Annotated in this window: 15 protein-coding genes and 1 tRNA gene; 12 read left to right on the top strand and 4 right to left on the bottom strand. The window is 64.7% G+C overall.

The window, feature by feature from the left end; all coding sequences use genetic code 11:
- The first annotated feature begins 227 nt into the window (after positions 1 to 227).
- The 4 genes from NKH52_RS27110 to NKH52_RS27095 all read left to right on the top strand — a co-directional run bounded on the left by NKH52_RS27110 (position 228) and on the right by NKH52_RS27095 (position 13401).
- Complete coding sequence (locus NKH52_RS27110; protein WP_352968120.1) at positions 228 to 11120, top strand: hypothetical protein; 10893 nt, start codon at positions 228 to 230, stop codon at positions 11118 to 11120.
- Positions 11121 to 11377: 257 nt separating this feature from the next.
- Positions 11378 to 12559, top strand: a complete 1182-nt coding sequence (locus NKH52_RS27105) for a pilus assembly protein TadG-related protein (RefSeq protein WP_502908124.1) — start codon at positions 11378 to 11380, stop codon at positions 12557 to 12559.
- A gap of 19 nt (positions 12560 to 12578) precedes the next feature.
- Positions 12579 to 13004 (top strand): TadE/TadG family type IV pilus assembly protein, encoded by a 426-nt coding sequence (locus NKH52_RS27100; RefSeq protein WP_352735298.1) that lies wholly within the window; start codon positions 12579 to 12581, stop codon positions 13002 to 13004.
- The gene (locus NKH52_RS27095) at positions 12994 to 13401 is read left to right on the top strand and encodes a TadE/TadG family type IV pilus assembly protein (RefSeq protein ID WP_352735300.1); all 408 of its coding nucleotides are present in this window, start codon (positions 12994 to 12996) and stop codon (positions 13399 to 13401) included. Before NKH52_RS27100 ends, NKH52_RS27095 begins: the two co-directional genes overlap by 11 nt.
- Positions 13402 to 13446: 45 nt before the next feature.
- Here NKH52_RS27095 and NKH52_RS27090 read toward each other — a convergent pair whose 3' ends face one another.
- From NKH52_RS27090 to phaC, 4 genes are all read right to left on the bottom strand, one after another.
- Positions 13447 to 13608 (bottom strand): hypothetical protein, encoded by a 162-nt coding sequence (locus NKH52_RS27090; protein WP_352735302.1) that lies wholly within the window; start codon positions 13606 to 13608, stop codon positions 13447 to 13449.
- Between the two features lie 817 nt (positions 13609 to 14425).
- Positions 14426 to 14500: transfer RNA gene (locus tag NKH52_RS27085), tRNA-Glu, on the bottom strand.
- A gap of 240 nt (positions 14501 to 14740) precedes the next feature.
- On the bottom strand, positions 14741 to 15988 hold the full coding sequence (locus NKH52_RS27080) for a YcbK family protein (protein ID WP_352735304.1): 1248 nt from the start codon (positions 15986 to 15988) through the stop codon (positions 14741 to 14743).
- A gap of 216 nt (positions 15989 to 16204) precedes the next feature.
- Positions 16205 to 18040 carry a class I poly(R)-hydroxyalkanoic acid synthase gene (gene phaC, locus NKH52_RS27075; RefSeq protein WP_352735306.1) on the bottom strand — a complete coding sequence of 612 codons (1836 nt, stop codon included), beginning with the start codon at positions 18038 to 18040 and terminating at the stop codon, positions 16205 to 16207.
- A gap of 97 nt (positions 18041 to 18137) precedes the next feature.
- On the opposite strand from phaC, the gene NKH52_RS27070 reads away from it, so the two are divergent.
- The 8 genes from NKH52_RS27070 (at position 18138) to recJ (ending at position 25346) form a co-directional block, all read left to right on the top strand.
- Positions 18138 to 18530 (top strand): hypothetical protein, encoded by a 393-nt coding sequence (locus NKH52_RS27070; RefSeq protein WP_352735308.1) that lies wholly within the window; start codon positions 18138 to 18140, stop codon positions 18528 to 18530.
- Between the two features lie 45 nt (positions 18531 to 18575).
- A complete protein-coding gene (locus NKH52_RS27065; protein ID WP_352440223.1) occupies positions 18576 to 19793 on the top strand; it encodes an LL-diaminopimelate aminotransferase in 1218 nt (405 codons plus the stop codon).
- A gap of 47 nt (positions 19794 to 19840) precedes the next feature.
- Positions 19841 to 21154 carry a homoserine dehydrogenase gene (locus NKH52_RS27060; protein WP_352735311.1) on the top strand — a complete coding sequence of 438 codons (1314 nt, stop codon included), beginning with the start codon at positions 19841 to 19843 and terminating at the stop codon, positions 21152 to 21154.
- Positions 21155 to 21291: 137 nt separating this feature from the next.
- The gene (locus NKH52_RS27055) at positions 21292 to 21648 is read left to right on the top strand and encodes a hypothetical protein (RefSeq protein ID WP_352735313.1); all 357 of its coding nucleotides are present in this window, start codon (positions 21292 to 21294) and stop codon (positions 21646 to 21648) included.
- Positions 21649 to 21719: 71 nt separating this feature from the next.
- Positions 21720 to 21887 (top strand): Thivi_2564 family membrane protein, encoded by a 168-nt coding sequence (locus tag NKH52_RS27050; protein WP_023810476.1) that lies wholly within the window; start codon positions 21720 to 21722, stop codon positions 21885 to 21887.
- A 202-nt stretch (positions 21888 to 22089) separates the two neighbouring features.
- A complete protein-coding gene (glpX, locus tag NKH52_RS27045; protein ID WP_352735315.1) occupies positions 22090 to 23073 on the top strand; it encodes a class II fructose-bisphosphatase in 984 nt (327 codons plus the stop codon).
- A gap of 73 nt (positions 23074 to 23146) precedes the next feature.
- Positions 23147 to 23380 (top strand): DUF6434 domain-containing protein, encoded by a 234-nt coding sequence (locus tag NKH52_RS27040; RefSeq protein ID WP_352735317.1) that lies wholly within the window; start codon positions 23147 to 23149, stop codon positions 23378 to 23380.
- 181 nt (positions 23381 to 23561) lie between these two features.
- Positions 23562 to 25346, top strand: coding sequence for a single-stranded-DNA-specific exonuclease RecJ (gene recJ / locus NKH52_RS27035; RefSeq protein WP_352735319.1), 1785 nt, complete (start codon positions 23562 to 23564; stop codon positions 25344 to 25346).
- The last annotated feature ends 5 nt before the right edge of the window (positions 25347 to 25351 follow it).

Here is a 25351-nt window from a genome sequence, read left to right as displayed (position 1 = left end):
AACAGCGCACCTAAATTACATCACCTCAATTCTTGGGAGCCCCCGTTGCTGCTGCAATCTGATAGGTTGCATTAGCAAGGGGCGATTCGTGCCGATGCGGCGCGGGTCTGGGGGTGATGATGACTCGTGTTCGATCGAGAGCAGTCGAGTCTCGTGTTGTTTCGTGGTTGAGACAGAGATTTCGGGGCATTTCAGGTCGGGCGAGGCTGGCGGCCGTGGCGTTGCTCATGGCGTCTGCATTGCTTGTGAGTTCGACCGACCCCGCCAGGGCGGCTTGCGTCGCTGCCGGTGGAAATGTCGAAAATTGCACCGATGCAATATCGTCTCCCGCCGACCTTAGTTTCACCGCACCCGGCACCACGACGCTCAACGTCAACACGCTGACGATCGACCCCAGCCGCATATCTTTGACCGGTACGGGGTCGAGCCCGGCGCCGGCAACGGAAGTCCAGCACTACACCTGCAGTACCGGCAACGCGGCCGACTGCACGATTACGCCGGGGACACCGGCCTCAGGGAACAATCCGGCGACAGCCGAGAGTTGTGCGGTCAAAAGCGGTGCCCCGTCGGGGACAACTTGCATCGCGCCACCCACTACCGCTGCGGGCGGGCCATCCGGCAATTCCGGTCCGACACTCACGGTCAACTATAGCCAGCCGGGGGCCAGCGCCAATGTGCCCGGCAGCGGCGCGGTGATCGCAACAGGTACCATCGGCGTGCTCGGTGCCTCGAATGGCAGCCGCGGCGGCAATGGCAGCAACGGCTATGTCTTCTCCAATGGTGGCGATGGCGGTAACGGTGCCGATGGCGGCACCGTCACCGTCAATGTCACAGGGGCCGTGAGGACCAGCAACAATTGCGTGCTGCCCATGGGTTGCCCGAACGCTGGCATTGTTGCGAGCAGCGTCGGCGGTGACGGCGGTGACGGCGGCGATGCCAAAGGCATTTCGGGCAATGCTGGCGATGGCGGCCTGGGCGGCGTCGGCGGCAATGCCACCGTCAATTTCAACGGCGGCACCGTCGAGACATCAGGTAATTACTCTGCAGGCATCGTCGCCATCAGCCAGGGCGGCCATGGCGGCAATGGCGGCGGCGGCGGCGGCCTGGTCTTCAATCCGGGCGGCGGCAGCCCGGCCGGCAGCGGCGGCAACGCCAATGTCTTCACTGGCGCCGGCACCACGATCACCACCTATGGCATCTATTCGCATGGCATCGCCGCCCAGTCGATCGGCGGCGGCGGCGGCGGCAGCGCCGGTGGTTTCGGCTTGTTCTCCTCCTCCGGCGGCAGCGGCGGCAATGGTGGCAATGGCGGCATCGTTCAGGTCACCAACAATGCCGCGATCACCACCTGGGGCAACAATTCGCAAGGCATCCTGGCGCAGACCATCGGTGGCGGCGGTGGTGACGGCGGTTCGAACTTCGGCCTGTTCGCCTCGGGCGGCAGTGGTAGTCTCGGCGGCAATGGCGGTCCCGCCAACGTCGTGACCGTCGGCGTCACCAATTCGGGCGCTATCATCACGCATGGCCAGGAATCGAACGGCATCCTGGCGCAGTCGATCGGCGGCGGCGGCGGCAATGGCGGCAATTCGGGGGGCCTCGTCTCGCTCGGCGGCAATGGTGCCTCGACCACCAATGGCGGCATCGTCGAGGTGACGAACACCGCGGCCGGCTCGATCGACACGGACGGCAAGCAATCAGCCGGCATCTTCGCGCAATCGGTTGGCGGCGGCGGTGGCAATGGCGGCACTTCCGGCGGCCTCGGCGGCAACGGCGCTCGGGTGACGGTCACCAACGCCGGCGATATCGAGACCGGCAAAGATGGTGCCGGTTCGGTCAATTCGGCCGGTATCTTCGCGCAATCGGTGGGCGGCGGCGGCGGCAATGGCGGCGGCGCCTTCTCCGGCGGCATCGGCTTCAGCGTGGCGCTTGGCGGCGCGGGCGGGAGTGGTGGTACGTCCGGCGCCGTGGAGGTGCTGCGCGACGCCAACGATACCGCCTATTCTATCATCACCCATGGCGACATGTCCGATGCCGTTTTCGCGCAGTCGATCGGCGGCGGCGGCGGCAATGGCGGATTCTCGGTCTCGGGTGCGGTGGGAGCGCTTGCGCTCGCCATGGGCGGGGCCGCGGGCAACGCCAGCGACGGCAACACCGTGACAGTGGAGACCGCAGGATCTCTGACCACCTATGGAAACGGCTCTCGGGGCATTTTCGCCCAATCGGTCGGCGGTACGGGCGGCAATGGCGGCGCGGCAATCGCGGTTGCGGTCAACGCCACCGGCACATTTGCGGCGGCGATCGGCATTGGCGGCAATGGCGGCGCGGGCGGTGCATCGAAACTCGTCACCGTATCGAGCCTCAGCGACATTTCGACGGCCGGCGACAATGCCGGCGGCATCGTCGCGCAGTCGGTCGGCGGTGGCGGTGGCAATGGCGGCTATTCGATTGGCGGGGCTATCGGCGGCGCGGTCGGCATTGCCGTCAACATTGGCGGCAAGGGCGCCGGCGGCGGCGCCGGTGCGGACGTCAACGTCGGCAGCGCCGGCTCGATCCACACGACCGGCGACAATTCGGCAGGCATCCTGGCGCAATCGATCGGTGGCGGCGGCGGTAATGGCGGCTTCACCGTTTCGGCAGCACTTGGCGGCGGCGCGGCGAGCGTCGGCCTTGGCGGCGCGGGCGCCGACGGCAGCTCGGCCGGAAACGTCGTCATCAATGCCGATGGCGCCAATCATGCGGTTGCCACCGGCTATGCCGGCACCTGGAATCTCGTCACGGAAGGCAAGAATGCTGTCGGCGTCCAGGCTGAAAGCATTGGCGGCGGTGGTGGCAATGGCGGCTTCTCCGGCGGCATCGCGGCCGGCGGCCTTGTCGGTGTCGGCGTCAATCTTGGCGGCTCGGGCGGTGGTGGCGGCGATGCCGGTACGGCAACCGTGAACAACGGCAAGAAAGTCGGCAACGCCGTCACTCAAAACAGCATCCTGACGATTGATGACGGCTCGATCGGCATCCTGGCGCAATCGATCGGCGGCGGTGGCGGCAATGGCGGTTTCGCCGTGACGCTGAGCGGCTCCGGCTCCTTCGAGGGCGCCGGCGGGTCGGCCTCGGTTTCGATCGGTGGCAGCGGCGCGACGGGTGGTATCGGCAAGCATGCCGAAGTCAACAATTACGGCAACATCGCCACCTACGGTAAACAGGCCGCCGGCATCCTGGCGCAGTCGATCGGCGGCGGCGGCGGCAATGGCGGCTTCAGCGTTGCCGGCACGTTCACCACGGGTGCGTTGGGCGCCTCGGTCGCGGTTGGCGGCAGTGGCGGCACCGGCCAGACCGCCGGCTCGGTGACCGTCACCTCGACCGGCAACATCGAAACGCATGGCGACCAGTCGGTCGGCATCCTGGCGCAATCGGTTGGCGGCGGCGGCGGCAATGGCGGTTTCGCCGGTGCCGGTTCGATCACGCTGCAAGGCGTCAGTGCCGCCGTCGGGCTCGGCGGCAAGGGTGCGGGCGGCGGCAACGCCGATATCGTCCATGTCACATCGACCGGCAACATCACCACCTCCGGCGACCAGGCGATCGGCATCCTGGCGCAGTCGGTTGGTGGCGGTGGCGGCAATGGCGGCTCGACCGTCTCGCTGGCGCTCGGAATGGACGCCGGCATCGGCGTCGCGCTTGGCGGCAGCGGCGGCGCGGCCGGCAATGGGCTCGGCGTCACTGTCATTTCGACAGGCAACATTTCGACCGGCGCCGATTTCACGTCCGGTGACGTGCGCGGCACCGGTGCTGCGGGCATTCTGGCGCAATCGGTCGGCGGCGGCGGCGGCAATGGCGGCTTTGCCGGCACACTCGGCGGCGGCAAGTCGATCGCGGTCGGCGTGGCGCTTGGCGGCAAGGGCGCCGGCGGCGGCAGCGCCGACATCGTCACCGTCACCTCGACGGGCAACATCTCGACCAATTTCGACAATTCGTCCGGCATCATCGCGCAGTCGATCGGTGGCGGCGGCGGCAATGGCGGCTTCAGCGTGGCCGTCAGCGGCGCGCTCGGCGATCCGGACGCAGCGACGGCATCGGTGGCGATCGGCGGCAAGGGCGGCATTGGCGGCGTCGGCAAGGCGGTGACGGTGACCAGTACCGGCACCATTGCCACGACGGGCAAATTCTCCAACGGCATCTTGGCACAGTCGATCGGCGGCGGCGGCGGCAATGGCGGCTTCGCGGTCGCGGGTTCGGCCACGACCGGCAATGCCGGCATCGGCGTCGGTATTGGCGGCGCGGGCGCGACCGGCTCGATCGCCGGCAATGTGATCGTCAACAGCTACAGCGTTGCCTTGAACGGCCAGCCGGTGTTGCAGGCGCCTGCCGGCACCGCCGCGAAGATCTGGACCCAGGGCGACAACTCGTCCGGCATCTTCGCGCAATCGGTCGGCGGCGGCGGCGGCTCGGGCGGCTTCGCCGGCAGCCTCGGAATCGGGCTGGGCGGTGGCGGATTGGGCGTCAGCGTCGGCGGCAGCGGCGGAGCAGCGTCGAATGCCGGCACGGTCGCTGTCGCCAGCTACAACAACATCCTGACCAGCGGAAAAGACGCCTTCGGCATCCTGGCGCAGTCCGTCGGCGGCGGCGGCGGTAATGGCGGCTTCGCCATCGCGCTCTCGGGCAGCAAGGACCTTGCCGGCAGCGTCGGTGTCGGCGGTTCGGGGACCAGCGGCGGCGACGCCAACATCGTCACCGTCGACAGCCACGGCAATATTGAGACCGATGGCGATGGCTCGCATGCCATCTTCGCGCAATCGGTCGGCGGTGGCGGCGGCAATGGCGGCTTCGCGGTCTCCGGCAGCCTGGGCGGCACGGGCAGTCTGTCGGTGGCTCTCGGCGGCGGTGGCGGCGCCGGCGGCGATGCAAAATCGGTTACCGTCACCAGCGCCGGCAATCTGCGCACCGAAGGCGGCAAGGCCGACGGCATCCTGGCGCAGTCGGTGGGCGGCGGCGGCGGCAATGGCGGCTTCACGGGCGCTCTTGCCATCGTCGGCGATGGCGGCGCGATCGGCGTCGGTGTCGGTGGTACTGGCGGCGGTGGCGGCGATGGCGATGTCGTCACGGCCACCTCCATCGGCAACATCGTCACCATCAAAGCCAATTCGAACGGCATCCTCGCGCAGTCGGTCGGCGGCGGCGGCGGCAATGGCGGCGCGGCCGTGACGTTGTCTGGGGCCGGCAAGCAAGGCAGCGCCTCGGTGTCCGTTGGCGGCAAGGGCGGCAGCGGCGGCATTTCCAGGCTGGTCACCGTCAACAACACCGGCACGATTGACACCACCGGCGATCTTTCGAACGGCATCCTGGCACAGTCGATCGGTGGTGGCGGCGGCAATGGCGGCTTCTCCATCGCCGGCAACATGACGGTCGACGGCGCCGGCGGCGCCAGTGTCAGCATTGGCGGTTTTGGCGGTCTCGGCAAGGATGCCGGCGCGGTCATCGTCAACAGCAATGTCGGTACCACGCTCGCCAACAACAATGCGACCATCCACACCAGGGGTGGCGATGCGAACGGTATCATGGCGCAATCGGTCGGCGGCGGCGGCGGCAATGGCGGTTTCTCCGGCGCGCTCTCGGTCACCGGTCCGAACGCCAAGGCTGCCATCGGCATTTCCATCGGCGGCTTCGGCGCCGGCGCCGGCAACGGCGAGGCCGTCACCGTCACCTCGGTCGACAACATCCTGACCGAAGGCAATGGCGCCAACGGCATCTTCGCGCAATCGGTCGGCGGCGGCGGCGGCAGCGGCGGCTTCTCGTTCGCGGCGGCCGTCAACGGTACGCTCGGCAAGGGGCAGGGCACCAAGGCGGCGATTTCGGCTTCACTGGGCGGCCTCGGTGGCTCGGCCGGCGACGGCAGAAACGTCACGGTCGACTCGACCGGCATCATCCAGACCACCGGGATCAAGGCCTTCGGCGTGCTGGCGCAGTCGGTGGGCGGTGGCGGCGGCAATGGTGGCCTCAGCGTCACCACCAGCCTCAGCCTCGGCGAGAACGGCAATCAGATCAGCGCTTCCGTGGGTGGTGTCGGCGGTGGCGGTGGCGCTGGCGGCGACGTGCTGGTGACGCGCCACGGCGCGACCATCACCGGGGGCGACCAGGCGGTCGGGCTCTTCGCGCAGTCGATCGGCGGCAGCGGCGGCAATGGCGGCATGTCGATTTCGGGCGTCATCGCCGGGACCGACGCCAAGACCTTGTCGGCGAGCGTCGGCGGCTTTGGCGGCGTCGGCAGCAATGCCGGCAAGGCGACGATCGACAACAACGGCGCTGTCTCGACCTATGGTCTCGAAGCACATGCCATCCAGGCGCAATCGGTCGGCGGCGGCGGCGGCAATGGCGGCATGGCCGTCTCGGCGGCCATCGGTTCGCTCGGCACCGGAACCAATCTCAATGTCGGCGTCAGCGTCGGTGGCTTTGGCGGCGACAGCGGCTATGGCGGTGACGTCGTCGTGACCAACCACAGCCTGCTGCAGACCGGTCTGCTGGCGGCCGGACAGACGGTTACCAATGGCGACGGCGCCTACGGCATCTTCGCGCAGTCGATCGGTGGCGGTGGCGGCTCCGGCGGCAATGCGATCACCGGCGTGCTCGGCCTCTCCGGCAACAATCCCGGCACGCAGGCCAATGTCAGCGTCGCGGTCGGCGGCTCCGGTGGCAACGGCAACAAGGGCGGCACGGTCACGATCGAGCAGCATGGCGGCATCGAGACCTCTGGCATGGGTGCATTCGGCATCCTGGCGCAGTCGATTGGTGGCGGCGGCGGCACCGGCGGGCGTTCGAACTCGATCTCGCTGCAACTCGGCGCAAGATGCACGCTGGCCAAGGTCTGCGAACCGGCCGGCGGCAAGCCGAACTGGAACCTGCAGGCGACAGTCGGCGGGGCAGGTGGAACGGCCAATGACGGCAACACCGTCAACGTCTCCAACTACGATTTCATCACCACCCATGGCGACAAGTCGTCGGGCATCGTCGCTCAGTCGATCGGCGGCGGCGGCGGCATGGGCGGCGACGCCTATATCGGCACCACCGGCCTTGTCGCCATTCCCTACGTGCCGCTTGACCCGACAATTCTTTTGGCCCCGCTCGGCACATCAAGTCTCAAGCGTTCCGGCTCGGTCGCCATCGGTGGCAGCGGCACCGGCGGTGGATCCGGCGGCACCGTCATCGTCAGCAATGAGGGCATCATCACCACGCATGGCCAGAAGTCGGACGGCATCCACGCGCAGTCTGTCGGCGGTGGCGGTGGTGACGGCGGCGACGGCATGGCCGGCGCGGTCGGCACCGTTGGCCTCGGCGGCAGCGCTGGTGCGAGCGGCAATGGCGGCTCAGTGACCGTTACCAACGGCAAGCTCGATCTGTCCCAGGTGACCATGGCCACGATCGAGACCTTCGGCACCACGCCGTGGGCGCCCGGGGCCCGCGGGGCGCCGGGGGGTGCACAACTGGGGCATTCGGCCGGCATCTTCGCGCAATCGGTCGGCGGCGGCGGCGGGTCCGGCGGCGGCGCCGGCGCGCTGCTGGCGATCGGCGGCGGCGGTGGCGCTTCAGGCGCCGGTGGCCATGTCATCGTCAACAATTACGGTGGCATTCTCACCCATGCCGATGATTCTGTTGGCATCTTCGCCCAGTCGGTCGGCGGCGGCGGCGGCGCCGGCGGCTCGCTCGGCATCACCGCTCTCGGCGTCGGCGGCAGCGGCGGCTCCAGCGGCGGCGGCGGCGCGGTCGATGTCGCCAATGTCGCGATGATCGAGACGCATGGCATCGATTCCTACGCGATCCAGGCCCAGTCGGTTGGCGGCGGCGGCGGCTCCGGCGGCGGCAAGAATGGCGGTATCACCGGCTCGATCCCGGCGCTGATCGCCATCGGCGGTTCAGGTGGTTCGAGCGGCGCCGGCGGCGTCGTCACCGTCACCAACTTCAACATCCTGCACACCTACGGCGCCGGCGCCGATGCCATCAACGCCCAGTCGGTCGGTGGCGGCGGCGGCTCGGGCGGACGGGCGATCGGCTTCATCGCGGTCGGCGGCAAGGGCGGCAGCTCCGGCAAGGGTGGCCACGTCACCGTGACCAACAACGCCGCCGGCGCGATCACCGTCGAGGGCTTGGGTGCGCACGGCATCTTCGCGCAGTCGATCGGTGGCGGCGGTGGCAATGGCGGCGGCGCGTTCGCCGCCAGCATCGTGCCGGTTGCGATCGGCGTTGGCGGCGATGGCGGCAGTTCGGGTGACGGCGGCGTCGTCACCGTCAACAACCATGGCCGCATCACGACGATAGAAGATGCGTCGGTGGCGATCTTTGCCGAATCGATCGGCGGCGGTGGCGGCAATGGCGCCATGAGCGTTTCCGCGGCTCTCAGCCCCGGCGCCTTCACTTTCGGCATCGGTGGCGCCGGCGGCTCCAATGGCAAGGGCGGCGACGTCAACGTCACCAATTTCAGCGACGGTGTGATCCACACAAAGGGCTTCGGCTCGACCGGCATCATGGCGCAGTCGGTCGGCGGCGGCGGCGGCAATGGCGGCGCGGCCTATTCGGTGGCCGGCGGTGCGGCCGGCCTCTCCATCGCGCTCGGCGGCAAGGGTGCGGCCGGTGGCGATGGCGGCATTGTCACCGTCATCAACAATGGCGCGATGCAGCTCGACGGCGACAATTCGGTGGCGATCTTCGCACAGTCGGTCGGCGGCGGCGGCGGCACGGGCGGAACCGCAATCGCAGCGACGATCGGCCCGCCGGTGTTCATCGGCGGCGACACCGGTGCGACCGGCAAGGGCGGTGACGTCACGGTCACCGACACCGGCCAGATCACGCTGACCGGCGACGGCTCGGTCGGCATCTTCGCGCAGTCTGTCGGCGGCGGCGGCGGCGTGGTGACGGCGGGTACCGACGGCATCATCGAAGCCGTCAATGGCGGCAGCGGCAATGGCGGCAAGGTCACCATCAACAGGAATGTCGCCATGGTGATCACCGGCGACAATTCGGTCGGTGTGTTCGGCCAGAGCATCGGCGGCGGCGGCGGCGTCGGCGGCCATGTCGGCAATTTTCTCGGCCTCGAACAGGCGAGCGTGATGCCGACCCCGCAGGGCTTCTCGGGTTCTGCCGGGGGCAGCGGCACCGGCGGCGGCATCGAGTTCACGCAGACTGCCGACCTTGACGTGACCGGCAAGAATTCCTTCGCGCTGATGGAACAGAGCGCCGGCGGCACGAGCAATGGCGACATCAAGGTCACCATCGCCACCGGCGTGAAGATCACCGGCGGCTCCGGTGCGGGTGCCGGCGTCAACTTCAAGGACGGCAACAGCAATCTGCTGACCAATAACGGTCTCGTCCGTTCGGTGCTGCTGATCGACGGCTACGCCATGCGCGGCGGTGACGGCAACGACACGTTCGACAATTACTTCGCGACAGTCGGATCGGTCGGACTCGGCGGCGGCCTCAATGTTTTCAACAACAGGGCCACCGCCCTTTACCTGATGGGCGACACCGTCGATCTCGGCCTGACCGGCCAGCTCAACAATGACGGCCTAGCGGCGCCCGGCGGGCTCGACCGCGTGATGACCACCGAGGTCAATGGCAGCTGGTCGCAAGCCGCCACCGGGGTCTATCTGCTCGACCTCGATCTCGACCCCGAGGCCGACCGCATCGATGTGACGGGGACGGCCGACGTCAACGGTTTCGTCAACATCAACATCATGGAGCCAGGCGCGGCCTCGCCAGGCAACGAGGATTATATCATCCTGCATGCGCTTGGCGGCGTGACCGACAAAGGTTTGAAGCTGAACTCCATACCGAGCGCGGTGGCGCAGTATTCGCTGAAATATCCCAATCCCGAGGATGTCGTCCTCAATGTAGACATCAATTTCGCCCGCGCCGGCCTGACCGAGAACCAGACGGCGGTGGGTTCGGCGATCAACGCGATCCAGACCGATCTGACGTCGCCGAACTTCACCAAGATCGCCAGTGCGATCTTCTACATTCCGACGCTCGACCAACTGGGTGCTGTCTACGACACCATCTCGGGCGAGGGCGTCAGCGGCTTCCAGCAGCCGGAGTTCGACGCCAACAGCACCTTCCAGGCGGCAATGAACCGACAGTCGGACGCCTGGCGTATGGGGATGGCCACGGATCCGATGAGCCAGTCCGTCGCGGTGCCGGAGACGGCCTACGCGGAACCACCGGGCAAAGCCAATCCATTCGACGACATGGTGAAGGCTCCCGATGAGCGGCGCTGGAATTACTGGGCGACGGCCGGTGGCAATTCGGGTGTCGTTTCCGGCGACCCGATCGTCGGCAGCGCCGGCCTTGGCTACAAGTCCGGCAATTTTGCCGCCGGCCTCGACTCGCAGGGCGATCCCGACATCCTGATGGGCTTCGCGCTCGGCGGGGTGGCGTCTTCGTTCGCTGTGCCGGATCGCGAAACCTCCGGCAATATAGTCGGCGGCCATGCCGGCGCCTATGGCGCGCGCAAGTGGGGCCAGTTCTACATCAACGGCTCGCTGGCGATGGACCTCTACTCCAACACGACCGACCGCTTCACTTCGGTTCCGGGTGCGCCCGATCCGCTCAATCCGGTGCCGGCGATATCAAGGGAGCACTGGACCGGCGATTTCATGAGCGCCGGCTTCGGCACCACGCTTGAGGCCGGCTGGCGGCAGCCGGTGGGCTCAGGCGCCATCACACCCTTTGCCGGGCTGCAATTCTCTGCGTTGTCGATGCAGGGTTTCTCGGAAGAATCGCCGAGCGACGGTGCGCTGGGGCTGGACTTCGAGCATCGTACGATCATCTCGCTGCCGGTCTCGCTCGGCCTGCAACTCGACACCTCGGTCGCTGTCGGCGAGACCGCGACGCTGCAGGCCTGGGGCCGCGCGGCCTGGCTGCACGAGTTCAGACCGGACCGCTCTGTCGAACCAACCTTCCAGGCAGCGCCGGGCTATGCCTTCGTGGTGCAGGGTGCGGGAGCGGCGCAGGATGCCGTCGCCGTCAACGCCGGTTTCAAGCTGAACTGGAGCAGCACCACATCGGTGTTCGCCACCTTCGACGGCAAGTTCGCCGACCGGGTACAGACCTATGGCGGCAATGTCGGGTTCAGGGTGAACTGGTAGGGCAGGATCGCTCGCCGGCACGGTGCCCGGGGCCTGTCGCAAGCCGACGCGCCCGCTCTCGCGGTGCTGGCCTCGCGCATTTGCCAAAATGCGCGCTTGGGAGTTGGTCAGCCAGCGAAACACTTCTTTTTTGAAGCCAATGGACCACTGCTCAAAAATGCAACGAACTTTTTAGCCATTCGTTCATTTATGCGTGCTTTCTAATTTAAGCCATGGCCTTGAGTAGCTTCACCCGTCTTCGGCTTGTAATGGACGCCATGCGCCGGAGCACGGTCGCAAATGTCGCTACCATTTTTGCCCTCACCTTGCCGGTCGTTGTCGGCGCTGCGGGCTTCGGCGTGGAGACGTCCTATTGGTACTACAACAGCCTGAGGTTACAGGCGACGGCCGATGCAGCCGCCTATGCCGGAGCGCTCGAACAGATTTCGGGTTCCGACAAGCAGACGATCGTCGCGGCCGCGACCCAGTCCGCGGCGTCGAACGGGCTGGGCTCGGGCACGATCGTCGTCAATACGCCGCCGGTGTCTGGTCCGAATACGGCGAAAAAAGCGGTCGAGGTGATCGTCGGCCAGCAGCTCGACCGGATGTTCACCCTGATCTTCACGCAGGACAAGGTTCCCGAACAGGCGAGGGCGGTGGCCGTCATTACCGATGCCTCGAGTGCCTGCATACTCGCGCTCGATCCGTCCGCGTCGCAGGCGGTGCTGTTTTCCGGCAACACCAGCGTTAAGGTCACCGGCTGCTCGGTGATGTCCAATTCCATCGCCTCCGACGCCATCAAGCTTCAGGGCTCGGCAGGCCTGCAGGCCGATTGCCTGATATCGGCGGGCGGTGTCTCTCTCAGCAATCCCGTCACGACCGTCTGCGCGGCCCCGATCACCCAGGCGCTGCCTGCCGGCGATCCATTTGCCGATCTGCCGGCTCCGACGTCCTCGGCCCCCTGCCAGAACGACAACAAGGCGACGCTCGGTCCAGGCACCTATTGCAGCGGCATGAACCTGAAGGGCAATGTCACGCTTTCGCCCGGCGTCTATGTCGTCCAGGGCAGTTTCAGGATAAACGCCAACGCGGCCATCACCGGCACCGGGGTGACCATCTTCATGTCGGGCAGCTCGACCGTCAGCATGAATGGCAATGCGTCCGTGAAGCTCAGCGCCGCGACTTCGGGCACCTACTCGGGCGTTCTGTTCTACGGCGACAGGACCGGCATGAGCGCATCCAGCACATTCAACGGCACAGCGGAATCGCTTTTGACCGGGGCCATCTATTTCCCCAAGCAGCAAGTGAGCTATCTTGGCAACTTCTCGGGCAATGGCGGCTGCACCAGGGTCGTCGCCAATACGATTCAATGGTCCGGTAACTCAACCATCAATCAGGATTGCTCGAGCCTCGGAGTGCCCAACATTCCAGCCGCGCGGTCCGTGGCACTGTCCGAGTAGCTCCGTGGGGCGCCGATCGATGCCGATCCTTGGCGATGATTCGGGCGTTGCGGCGGTCGAGTTCGCGATGGTGCTGCCCATTCTGTGCCTGGTGCTGCTTGGTATTCTGGACGGCTGGTCCTACGTAACGAGCTCACTGTCGATGCGCGCCGGTGTGAAGACCGCCGCGAACCTGGTCATGAGCGGATCGACCGATGATGCGGCGACCCAGGCCCTTGCCATTGCGAGCTGGGAAAATCGACCGGAAGACGGCCAGGTCACACTAAGCCACATCCGTATGTGCGGGACGACCGTGGTCGAGGCTTCCACCATGTGCAGTGGGCCGAAGGTGCCGTCGATCTATGTCCAGATACAGGCATCGGGCACCTGGGTGCCGCCAATTGCCTTCGGCGCATTTGCCACTTCCACCGTCATCGGTCACCAGGAGATGATCCGTGTCCGCTAGGGTAAGCACGTTCCGGCGGGATCGATCGGGCGGGGCCGGGCTGGAGTTCGCGCTGATCGCGCCCTTCCTTGTCATGCTGCTGTTCGGAATATTCGCTTTTGGCTGGTCGATGCATTCGGTCTCCAGTGTTCGCTATACGCTGGAGACGTCAGCGCGCTCGCTGCAGCTTAAGAACACGCTGACCCAGGCCGACATTCAATCGATCGCCACGCAGAAATTGCAGGCCTTGGGGTTCAAGGACGTGAACGTCACCATCGCCATCGACCCGGTGAGCGGCGGCTTCCGCATGGCGCATCTGACCGCCGCCTATGCCTTCGTCATCGACTTTCCCTACTTCAGTTCCTTCCCGATCAACTACGCGACAACCGTTACGGTGCCGCTGCTTGGCAGCGGCTAGGCTGAGGCCGACAGCCATCGGCGAGAATGCGCGCTAGGGCTCTGCTTATTTGTACGCTTTGAACGCGATCAGGCCACCGAGAATGGTTATCGCCGTCAGGATCAGCGCCCACGACACGATGTTGTGTGACAGACGCCTGCGGCGACCGCGCAGGGCCCGGTCCCGCCAGCGTTTGGCCTGATCAGCCCCTGTGTTTTGTCGATCCACGTCCTTCTCCGCGAGCAGAATCCGACTATGCCGGCTGGTGTCCAGATCGGCACCGGTTTTGGCGGTCGCGATGCAAGCTTGGCACTCAGCCTGCTTTTGATGGCAGGGGGCTAGATAATATATTCAGTAGTGCTAATATTAAGGTGACGTAAGGTCATATCCGACCATCTGTCGGGTGCAATGTGGGGGTTCCAATGAGAGTGGCTATATTTTGCGCGGCTTTCGTTTTCGCTGCAACTGGTGTCGCTGTTGCCAAGGAAAAGAAGGCGGCGGTCAGTGACGCCGCCGCCTTGTGTTCCACCAACCCGTCAGCCAAGAAGCCCGTTCCAAATCTGGACTGTGGTTTCACGGGAACCGCCAAATCGGAAGATAGCGGCGCAAAGGCAGAGCCGCGTCTTGGATACGACTCCAATCCGTGGATTATAACGGGCTTCTGACTTCGCATTGGCGGATGCCGGTTGAAGCGCTGAAGAGGGGCGTCTTAAGCGGCGGGCGCCCGTTTCAGGTAGGCTCCGCACGCGCACCAGGCAAATAAACACGGACCTACCACTGCGGGTTTTTCCCGTCATCGCAGTGCCCCGAGAGCCCAACTCAACCGTGCAATGAAAAGCCCGCCACGGGGGCGACCTGCGGCGGGCTCTTGGAGCGGCTACATCCCTGAGGAATCGACCACTTTGTAGCGGGATTATGACCCGTGTGACCGCGTTAGCCTATGGTGTGATCGCGGAAGACTGCGCGTCAGTTGAAGACCGCGGCAGAGAGCCAAGCGAAATTGGCCAACATTGGGAGGGAAGTTTGCGCTAAACGCCAATTTTTCTGGTACGCCCAAGGGGAATCGAACCCCTGTTACCGCCGTGAAAGGGCGGTGTCCTAACCGCTAGACGATGGGCGCGCTCAGACGAAGCGGCTTATACTGGCGTTGTGCGCAACCGGCAACCCGTCAGGTGCCACCTTGGACAACTTTTTTCCGGGCCTGCCAAATCAACGATTTCCCGAGGTTGGCGAGCTTGACGATTAGCGGGGACGCCGCATCGCTCTGCTCCGGAATGATGAAGTTGGGAAGGCTTCGGCCAATCCGATATTCGGGATGCCAACGGAACGATCTTGGCCGCCAGCAGATCTCAGATCCGCGCTAGCCGTCACCGCCGCTGCGCCGGCGGCAGCGCCAGTTCCAGTCGCGCTCGGGACCGACGTCGACGTGAACCGATTCTGTGTGGCAGTATGTGCCGACGCCGCCGCGGCCGGGCATGGTCCGGATGTAGCTCGCCAGTTCCCACTTCGAAACACCGGGCACCTGGATGTCGGCGGCGGCGCAATACATGTGCAGCGAATTTTTAGCGCCGTTGGCGCGCCGGTTGCGGGCCGGGTCGCGATAGCCTGACGTCACCATCATCTTGCGGCCGTAGTGACCTTCGATCGTCTTCAGCACGCGCACCAGCGACGGCTTCAGGCAGGCCACGTCGACGCTCTCGTTCTGCTTGAGCAGCCCGTTGGGTGCCAACCGGGCCATGCCGGCGGCGGACGCAACTTGATAGGAGCCGCCGATTGGCCCCTCATCCTCGTTGAGGTCGACGTCGCTTTCGTCGTCGAGGCCGGACTTGCGCTTGATCTCGAACAGGGCCGTCTGGCGCACGCCGGGCAGGGCATCGCTGCCAGTGACGTGGCCGGTATCGCCGCCGAGCGAAGCCAACTGCACCGGCTTGGCCGTGGAATTGGCCGAGGCAAGCGTGATGATCGGCTTTGCCGCTGCTGGCGCCGCTTTTGCCTGCGCCGGGGGCTGCTCGCCCGTCCGGGCGTTGCTGATGAGGGGGGCTGGTGTCGCCGAGGTTGGCGTTGCGCCAAACATCGAGGCCAGGAAGCCTTTCTTCTTTGGTGCTTCGGCCTGCGGCATCTCGCCAGCCGTCACATAGACCGGGTTGTTCATGGCCGGAGCGGCAGCGGGCTTCGGCGCCGCCACGTCGGCATCGGCAGTGGCAATCTGCTGGGCGACCGCGTCGGTCTGCTGCGCGGTCTGTGCCTGCTGCGTCAGCGATTGCGGCGTGTTTCCAACGATGGTTTCGGCGCCCGCCGGCGTGGTGAGCGGAAAGGCAGCTCCCGGTTTGGACACAGGCACATAGGCCACCTTTTCAGGCAGCGCCGTATCGCTTGCCGTCATCACCGTCGTCTGCTCGGTCGTGATATCAGACGAATCGGAGGCGATCGCCTTGCCGCTGGAGGCAGCGCTTATGTCCGATGCGGTGGCATTGTAACCGGGCATTCCGACCGACATTGTCGGGTCGCCAGCCGAAGTGCAGGAGGCCAGAAGCAAGGAGCAGAGCGCAGCCACAATGGCGCGGCGTTCTCCCTTTGCGAGGCTCCATCCTGCTGATTTCAAAGTCAAATTCCCCCTCGATGTCCGGTCGGTATATCCTTGGCGCCACACGCATGCGTCGATGCCAGGGTGACCTTTGTCTCCGATCCGGAAACGAGACCTGTGTCAAATCCGCAAGCCTGAAAGTATTTTTGCGGTGATTGCCGAATTACGGCCGCTTGATGGTTGACGACACCATTTCGCCCGCTTTTGGCGGTCCGTCAACTCACCACACATTACAGTCCGTTACACACGTACTTTCACATAGGTGCCGGGAGCGTCACCCAAGGTTTTCATATGCTTGCCCGGTTTGCGGGCAGGCACGCGGGTGTTGTCCTTGGCCTCTATCCAGTCTTGCCAATGCGGCCACCAGGATCCTGGATGGTCGGTGGCATTGACTATCCACTGGCTGAAGTCGCCCGTCGGCGTACCCCCGGTCCAATACTGGTATTTGTTGGATGTCGGCGGATTGACGACACCGGCGATATGGCCCGACCCGGCCATCACATACTCGACCGTGCCGCCGAAATATTTCGAGCCGAGGAACACCGAAAGCGCCGGCGCGATGTGATCTTCCTTGGAGGCGAGGTTGTAGACCGGGATGGTGATGTCCCCGAGCGAAACCGTGTGGCCCGCCAGTTCCATCGTGCCTTGCGAAAGATTGTTCTCAAGATAGCAGTTGCGCAGGTAGAAAGAGTGATTGGCCGCCGCCATGCGGGTGGAATCTGCATTCCAGTAGAGCAGGTCGAAGGGCAGGGGATCCTTGCCGCGCATGTAGTTGTTGACGACATAGGGCCAGATCAGGTCGCCTGAGCGCAGCATGTTGAAGGCGGTCGCCATCTTGGTACCGTCGAGATAGCCTTTTTCGCTCATCGACTTCTCCACAGCGGCGACCTGTTCTTCGTCGACGAACACTTTCAGGTCGCCGGCATGGGTGAAGTCGACCTGCGTGGTGAAGAATGTGGCCGATTTTATACGGTCGTCGCCCTCTTGCGCCATCAGCGCCAGTGCCGCCGCCAAAAGCGTGCCGCCGACGCAGTAGCCGATCGCGTTGACGTCGCGTTCGCCGGTGGCCTTCTCGACCGTGTCGAGGCCGTATTGCAGACCCTCGCGGATATAGGCTTCCCAGCTCTTGGTGCCGTGGCGCTCGTCCGGATTGATCCAGGAGATGACGAACACGGTGTGGCCCTGTTCAACCGCCCAGCGAATGAAGGACTTCTGCGGGTTCAGATCGAGGATGTAGAATTTGTTGATCCATGGCGGGCAGATCAGCAGGGGCCGCTTGAGCACCATCTCGGTCGCCGGGTCGTACTGGATGATTTCGGCGACGTCGCTGCGGCCGACCACCTTGCCGGGGGTGGTGGCGATGTTCCGGCCGATCTCGAAGGGGGAGTAGTCGGCCTGCCGCAGCTTCAGGTCGCCCTTGCCGGCGGCGATGTCCTCGGCCAGCATCTTCATGCCGCGCACCAGGTTTTCGCCGTTCGAGGCGACGGTTTCACGGAACAGTTCCGGATTGGTCAGGATGAAATTCGACGGCGAGATGGCGTTGGACACCTGCTTGACGTAAAAGCCGGCCTTGTGGCGGGTGTGCTCGTCCAGACCTTCGGCGTGCTCGACCAGATCGGCCGCCCAGCGCGAGGTGACGAGATAGGCCTGCTTGAGGAAATCGAAGAAGGCATTGCGGCCCCATTCCGGGTCGAGGAAGCGCTTGTCGCCGCGCTCCGGCTTGACCGCGTCTTCGGTGTCTTGCGCGGCGTTGCTGGTGCGCTGAATGGCGTTGGCCCAGACCGTCATATAGCCGGAGAACAGCCGCGTCTGCGCTTCCAGCGCGCGCTGCGGATCGGCAAGCCAGTATTCGCTGAGCTTGGAAAAGGTCTTCACCATATCGACAACGGGCTCGGCGACATGGTCGCGCACGTCGCCTTTTTCGCGCGGCTCAGCCCAGGCGGAAGCTGCCTTGCCGGCCTGCTCGATCATGCGCGCCATGTTCAGGGCGAAGCGTTCCGGGTCCTTCACCAGATATTGCTCGACGGTCGAAGGCTCGTCATCTTCCGCTTTGCCCGAATCGGGTGTTTTGGACATGGTTGGCGGGGTTCCTCCCGAGGCCTTTTCTTGACATATTAACATGGGACATCCGACCGGGCCAATCTCGCTCTACCTCGGCTGCCAGGGAAACAATATGACGATTAATATTGGCGAGACTGTTTTTTTCGGTGCCGGACGTTTTTGCCGCATCGGCGCGGCGATCGTCCTCATCGGGATTGCCGGGTGCTCGAGCACCAACACGAATGGCCCGACGCCTGTCGCTGCGGGTACGGGGCCGAAGGATACCGGCACCTTTCCGAACCTGAACATCAAGCCGCAAGTGGCGGCGTCGCAGTTCACCGAAGCCGAGAAGAACGCCAAGCTCGCGCAATTGAAGGCGGATGAGAATGCGCAGGCGGCAAAGGGCGGCGGCCCGAAGGTCGCCAACCAGGCGGCGCTGACGGATCTGGCCAAGAAGCATGGCGACGAAACGCTGAGGCAGATCGAAGCCAAATGCGACCCCACCCTCGACCCTACCTGCAAATAAGTATATAGCGCGCGCCCAACACCCCCTTCGCTGTCTGGAACTGCCATGGAAGAATTTCACAAGGTTCGCCGGCTTCCGCCTTACGTGTTCGAGCAGGTCAACCGGCTGAAGGCCAGTGCCCGATCGCGTGGCGCCGACATCATCGACCTCGGCATGGGCAATCCGGACCTGCCGACGCCCAAGGCTATCGTCGACAAATTATGCGAGGTCGTGCGCGACCCGCGCACGCATCGCTATTCCTCGTCGCGCGGCATTCCGGGCCTGCGTCGCGCCCAGGCCGCCTACTATGGCAGGCGCTTCGGCGTGAAGCTCAACCCCGACACGCAAGTGGTGGCCACGCTTGGCTCGAAGGAAGGCTTCGCCAACATGGCGCAGGCGATCACGGCGCCCGGCGACGTGATCCTGTGCCCGAACCCGACCTATCCGATCCATGCCTTCGGCTTCATCATGTCGGGCGGCGTCATCCGCTCTTTGCAGGTGGAGCCCAATGACGGCTTCATCCCGGCGCTCGAGCGCGGCGTCAAGCATTCGATCCCGAAGCCGTTGGCGCTGATCCTCAACTATCCCTCGAACCCGACGGCTCTGGTCGCTTCGCTCGATTTCTACAAGGACGTGGTCGCCTTCGCCAAGAAGAACGACATCATCATCCTGTCCGACCTTGCCTATTCGGAGATCTATTTCGACGGCAATCCGCCGCCTTCGGTGCTGCAGGTGCCTGGCGCGATCGACGTTTGCGTCGAGTTCACCTCCATGTCGAAGACCTTCTCCATGCCCGGTTGGCGGATGGGCTTTGCCGTCGGCAACGAGCGGCTGATCTCGGCGCTGACGCGGGTGAAATCCTACCTCGATTACGGCGCCTTCACGCCGATCCAGGTGGCGGCGGCACACGCGCTCAACGGCGACGGCGCCGACATCGCCGAAGTGCGCGATATCTATCACAAGCGCCGCGACGTGATGGTCGATGCCTTCGGCCGCGCCGGCTGGACCATTCCGGCACCGGCGGCATCGATGTTCGCCTGGGCGCCAATCCCGGAGCCGTTCCGGCATCTCGGCTCGCTCGAATTCTCCAAGCTGCTCATCGAACATGCCGACGTGGCCGTGGCGCCCGGTGTCGGCTTCGGCGAGCATGGCGACGAATTCGTGCGCGTCGCTCTGGTCGAGAATGAGCACAGGATCCGGCAGGCGGCGCGCAACATCAAGCGCTTCTTGTCGACCAGCGCCAAGCAGCCCAACAATGTCGTGCCGCTCTCCGCTCACCGGTAAGCTTGCCGCACGCAAATTCGATCTGACTTTGAGGGACGTCGCCGGACATGGCTGAAGCATTGCGTGTTGGAATTGCCGGCCTCGGCACGGTCGGCTCGTCGGTGGCGCGTGTGCTGCGCGACAAGGCGGCGGAATTGACCCGCCAGTGTGGGCGTGACGTGATCGTCACCGCCGTCTCGGCGCGTGACCCGAAGCGCGATCGCGGCGTCGATCTCAGCTCGGCAAAGTGGTTCGACGATCCGGTCAAGATGGCGCAGACCGCCGAAATCGACGTGTTCGTCGAACTGATCGGCGGCGACGAGGGTCCGTCGCGCTCATCGGTGAAAGCGGCACTCGAAGCCGGCCGTCATGTCGTCACCGCCAACAAGGCGCTGCTGGCCAAGCATGGCGTTGCGCTGGCCGAAATCGCCGAGAAGAAGGGCGTGCTGCTCAACTACGAGGCGGCAGTGGCGGGCGGCATTCCCGTCATCAAGACGATGCGCGAGGCGATGGCCGGCAATTCGGTCAACCGCGTGTTCGGCATCCTCAACGGCACCTGCAACTACATCCTGACCCGCATGGAGGCCGAGGGCATCTCGTTCGATGCTTGCCTGAAGGACGCGCAGCGGCTGGGCTATGCAGAGGCTGATCCGACCTTCGACATCGAGGGTCACGACACCGCGCACAAGCTGTCGATCCTGACCAGCCTTGCCTTTGGCACCAGGATCGCCGCCAATGACATCTATATGGAAGGCATCTCCAACATCACCCAGGCCGACATCCGCGCGGCCGCCGATCTTGGCTACCGGATCAAGTTGCTGGGTGTCGCCCAGCGCACCGAGAGCGGCATCGAGCAGCGCGTGCATCCGACGATGGTGCCGACCGCATCGGTCATCGCGCAGGTGCATGGCGTCACCAATGCGGTGGCGATCGAAACCGACATTCTGGGCGAGTTGCTGCTGTCAGGCCCTGGTGCTGGCGGCAACGCCACCGCATCGGCCGTCATCGGCGACATCGCCGACATCGCCAAGAGCCGGCCAGGCTTCCAGCATGGTCCGGTCTTCGGCCGGCCGGCGAAGGAGCTGAAACCCTACAAGAAGGCGCAGATGCGCAGCCATGCCGGCGGCTATTTCATCCGCCTGACCGTGCATGATCGCATCGGCGTGTTCGCGGCTATCGCCAAGCGCATGGCCGACAATGACATTTCGCTGGAATCGATCGTCCAGCACGCAGTCAACGGCGAGGCGGCGGCACAGAAGACGGTGATCCTCGTCACCCACGAGACGACGGAGGCGGCCGTGCGCAAGGCCGTCGACGGCATCACCAAGGACGGTCATCTGACCGACAAGCCACAGGTCATCTGTATCGAGCGGGCAGGGTAGTTTTCCGCCCGATAGCCGCACGGGCTCAAGAATCCCGCCAGCATTTTCGCGTCGGTTGATGGCAAGTTGCCACGATCCGTCGGAACGAATTCGCATCGCCGCCGTTCTCTTGGTCAGCAACCAGAGGGAGCCGCTTCATGGCCGATACCAACAAATCCGACACCCCAAACATCGACGAAATCCAGAAAACGCTGGAAAAGCAGATTGCCGAACTGCGCAAGGAGATCACCAAGATCAACAGGAGCATTTCGACACGGGGCGCGGAAATGCTCGATGACGCCAGCGAGCAGGCTTCCGAGTTCTACGACACGGCGGCTAACCGCGCGTCGCGAACCGCACAGCAGTTGCGCAGCCAAGCTCAGTCCGTCTCGGAAATAGCGCGCGAAAACCCCGGTACGACGACTGCCCTGGTCGGCGTGATCGGTTTGCTCGGCTTTATGGCCGGTTTTGCCATAGGTCAGTCGACGAACGATACGTCGCGCCGCTGGTATTGACCACGGCGCGCTAGGGCCGGGTTTGCCGGCTCGTTTTCTTGTTTCAGCACATCATTTTTAAGGAGGGCACTGTGGCTTCATCCGCCTTGATCAGCATCCTGATCACATTCCTCGTCATCATCCTCGTTCTCTATCTTGTTCAGCGCCTGCCGCTCGACGGCCGGATGAGGCAGATCGTGCAGGTTATCGTCCTCATAATCGGCATCATTTCGCTGCTCAAATATCTTGCGGTTTTCTAGCGCCGAAGAGGTCTAACTTTCGCTTTTCAAGGCCGGTCCGGTTCATTGCGGCCGGCTGGCCTTGTTTCAAAAATGCGGTTTAATCGATTGATATTGCTGACTATTCGATAAAATCTTCCGCAGGTCTTGCCGTTGTCATGCTCGTTTGACAAAACAGGCCCGCCTCCGGCGGGGGCCGCATTGCCAACGAGGAAATCACCAGATGAATGTGGCCCAGAACATCGTCGCCGGCCTTGACCGGATACTCACCATGGAACTGGTGCGCGTCACCGAACGAGCCGCCGTCGCGGCCGCCAGGCTGCGCGGGCGCGGCGACGAAAAGGCGGCCGACCAGGTAGCCGTGGATGCCATGCGCCAGGAGCTCAACCGGCTTTCCATCAAGGGCACGGTGGTGATCGGCGAAGGCGAACGGGATGAGGCGCCGATGCTCTACATCGGCGAGGAAGTCGGCACTGGCAAAGGTCCGGCCGTCGATATCGCGCTCGATCCGCTCGAAGGCACGACGATTTGCGCCAAGAACCTGCCCAATGCACTCGCGGTCATCGCGATCGCCGAAAAGGGCAGCCTGCTGTTCGCGCCCGACGTCTACATGGACAAGATCGCCATCGGTCCGGGCTATGCGGACGGCGTCATCGACATCGACGCCTCGGCGGCTGAGAACATCGCCAGCCTCGCTCGGGCCAAGGGCGTCGCTGTATCGGAGATCACCACCTGCATTCTCGACCGGCCGCGCCATGCCAGGCTGATCGATGCCGTGCGCGCCACGGGGGCCGCGATCCGGCTGATCGGCGATGGCGATGTCGCCGGCGTCATCCACACCACGGACCCGGAAGAAACCGGCATCGATGTTTATCTGGGCACTGGCGGAGCACCCGAGGGCGTGCTGGCCGCTGCCGCGCTGCGCTGCACCGGCGGCCAGATGCAGGGCAGGCTGATCCTCGACACGGCGGAAAAGGTTGCTCGCGCGGCAAAGATGGGTATTTCCAATCCGAAACGGGTCTATCGGACGGAGGACATGGCGCGCGGCGATGTGCTGTTTGCGGCCACCGGTGTCACCGACGGCAACATGCTGGCTGGCGTCAAGTTCGGCCACAATTACATCACCACCCACACGATCGTGCTGCGCTCGTCGTCGCGGACGGTGCGCGAGATCAAGGCCCGCCATCAGGATCTGGATAAGTTCTGACGCCCGCTTGCGAAGCCGCCTTGCAATTGTTAGCCATTCGGGCGCATCCGATGCTGGCTGCAGGGATTTGACGATGAAACCGTTCGACTGGCATGCGGATCCGATTTCGCGTGCCACCGCCATCACAAAGTCCTATCGCAACACCCAGAATGTGCGTCGCTTTCTCATCCGGGAATGCGGCAACGCATTCAGGTTCGACCGGCCTTTCATGGCCTGGCTAAAGGACGGTGTGGAAAAGACGATGGGCGATGCGGCCGACGAATGGCTTAGGCGACAGGCTGAAAAGCGGAAAGCGCAGTTTTCTTGACCTATTCCGGGACGGCGCACACCCGTGAATCGCATGGCTGTGCCCGCCTTTGGCCTATAGAGCGTCGCGTGAACGTGACGCGCTTTAAGTTTGTTGCCAATGCAGGTCGTCGCCTCAAAACCGCTGCGCACTTATGGGCGGCATGCATTGTCGTGCGGCCAACTATGAGTTGGCAAAGCGTATGACCGGCGAAAAACGCCTCTTCCTCGATGTCAGGCAGTCGGTATCAGGGGTTTCCTGGGAACATCGGCTGACAGAACGCCAGGACATGATTGCGCTCGCCATCGCGCAAGGCCATGGCGTGCCCGACATCGTCGCGCGGGTGCTTGCCGGCCGTGGTGTCACCACCGAACAGACCGAGCGGTTTCTCGACCCGACGATCCGCGATCTTCTGCCGGATCCGGCATCGCTGACCGACATGGACAGGGCGGCGGCCCGCATCGCCGCCGCGGTGGTGGCCAGGGAAAAGGTGGCGATCTTCGGCGACTATGATGTCGACGGCGCCGCCTCGTCGGCGTTGCTGAAGCGGTTCCTCACGCATTTCTCGGTGCCGTCGGAAATCTACATCCCGGACCGTATTTTCGAGGGCTATGGCCCCAACCCCGACGCCATGCGCGAACTTGTTTCGCGTGGTGCGACACTGATCGTCACTGTCGATTGCGGCACCAACAGCGCCGTTTCAGTCGATGCCGCCAACGAGGCCGGGGCCGACGTCGTGGTGCTCGACCACCACCAGGTCGGCGGTGCCTTGCCGGCGGCAATCGCTGTCGTCAATCCCAATCGCGACGACGACCTTTCCGGGCAGGGCCATCTCTGTGCCGCCGGCGTGGTCTTCCTCGCCCTTGTGCATACGGCCAGGATCCTGCGTAGCCGCATGCCCGATGCCACGCCGCCAGACCTGCTTTCGCTGCTCGATATCGTCGCCTTGGCCACAGTCTGTGACGTGGTGCCGTTGACCGGCGTCAACCGAGCCTTCGTGGTCAAAGGGCTGCAGATGGCGCGCCAGCAGAAGAACGAAGGGCTGGCGGCGCTGGCACGGGTGTCGCGCATCGGCGAGCCGATCAGCACTTTCCATCTGGCCTATCTGATCGGGCCGCGCATCAATGCCGGCGGACGCATCGGCGATGCCGCACTTGGCAGCCGGCTGCTTGCGACCGACGACCCGGTCGAGGCGCGCACCATTGCTGAGACGCTCGACCGGCTCAACCAGGAACGGCAGTTGATGGAGCAGGAGATGCTCGCGGCGGCGCGCGCCGAGGCCGATGCAGAGCTTGCCGGCGGCAATGGCCCGGCTATCGTCGTCACCGCCAGCAACAGCTGGCATCCGGGTATTGTCGGCCTGCTCGCTTCGCGATTGAAGGACCACGCCCGCCGGCCGGCCTTTGCCATCGCCTTCAACACTGTGGGCATCGGCACCGGTTCGGGCCGCTCGGTCTCGGGTTTCGACCTCGGCCGGCTGGTGCGCGAGGCGGCCGTTGCGGGGCTGATCGTCAAGGGCGGTGGCCATGGCATGGCGGCGGGCATCACCGTGGAGCGGGCGAAGCTTGGTGAGCTCAGGGCGTTTTTCGAAGAGCGGGCCGCGGCCGATGTGTTCCGGCTGCAAGGCGAGGAGAGCCTGGCGATCGACGGCGCGCTTGCTGCCGAAGGCGCGACGCTCAGCCTGCTTGACGCGCTGGAAAAGGCCGGACCCTTCGGTGCCGGGCACGCGGCCCCCGTTTTCGCGTTGCCGCGTCACCGATTGGCCGATGCGCGGCCGGTCGGCACCAATCACATCCGCGTCGAGCTGCAATCGGAAAGCGGCGGCCGCATCCAGGCGATTGCGTTTCGCGCCGTCGATACCGCACTTGGCGAATTCCTGTTCAAGAACCGGGGCAAGACAATCCACGTCGCCGGTTCGCTGTCAGGCAATTACTGGAACGGCAACCGCACCGTGCAGTTTCGCATCACCGATGCGGCGCGTGCGTAGGTTTT

This window comes from Mesorhizobium sp. M1066 (assembly GCF_040318635.1).
GTDB lineage: Bacteria > Pseudomonadota > Alphaproteobacteria > Rhizobiales > Rhizobiaceae > Mesorhizobium.
This window is presented reverse-complemented; position numbering and strand designations above follow the sequence as displayed.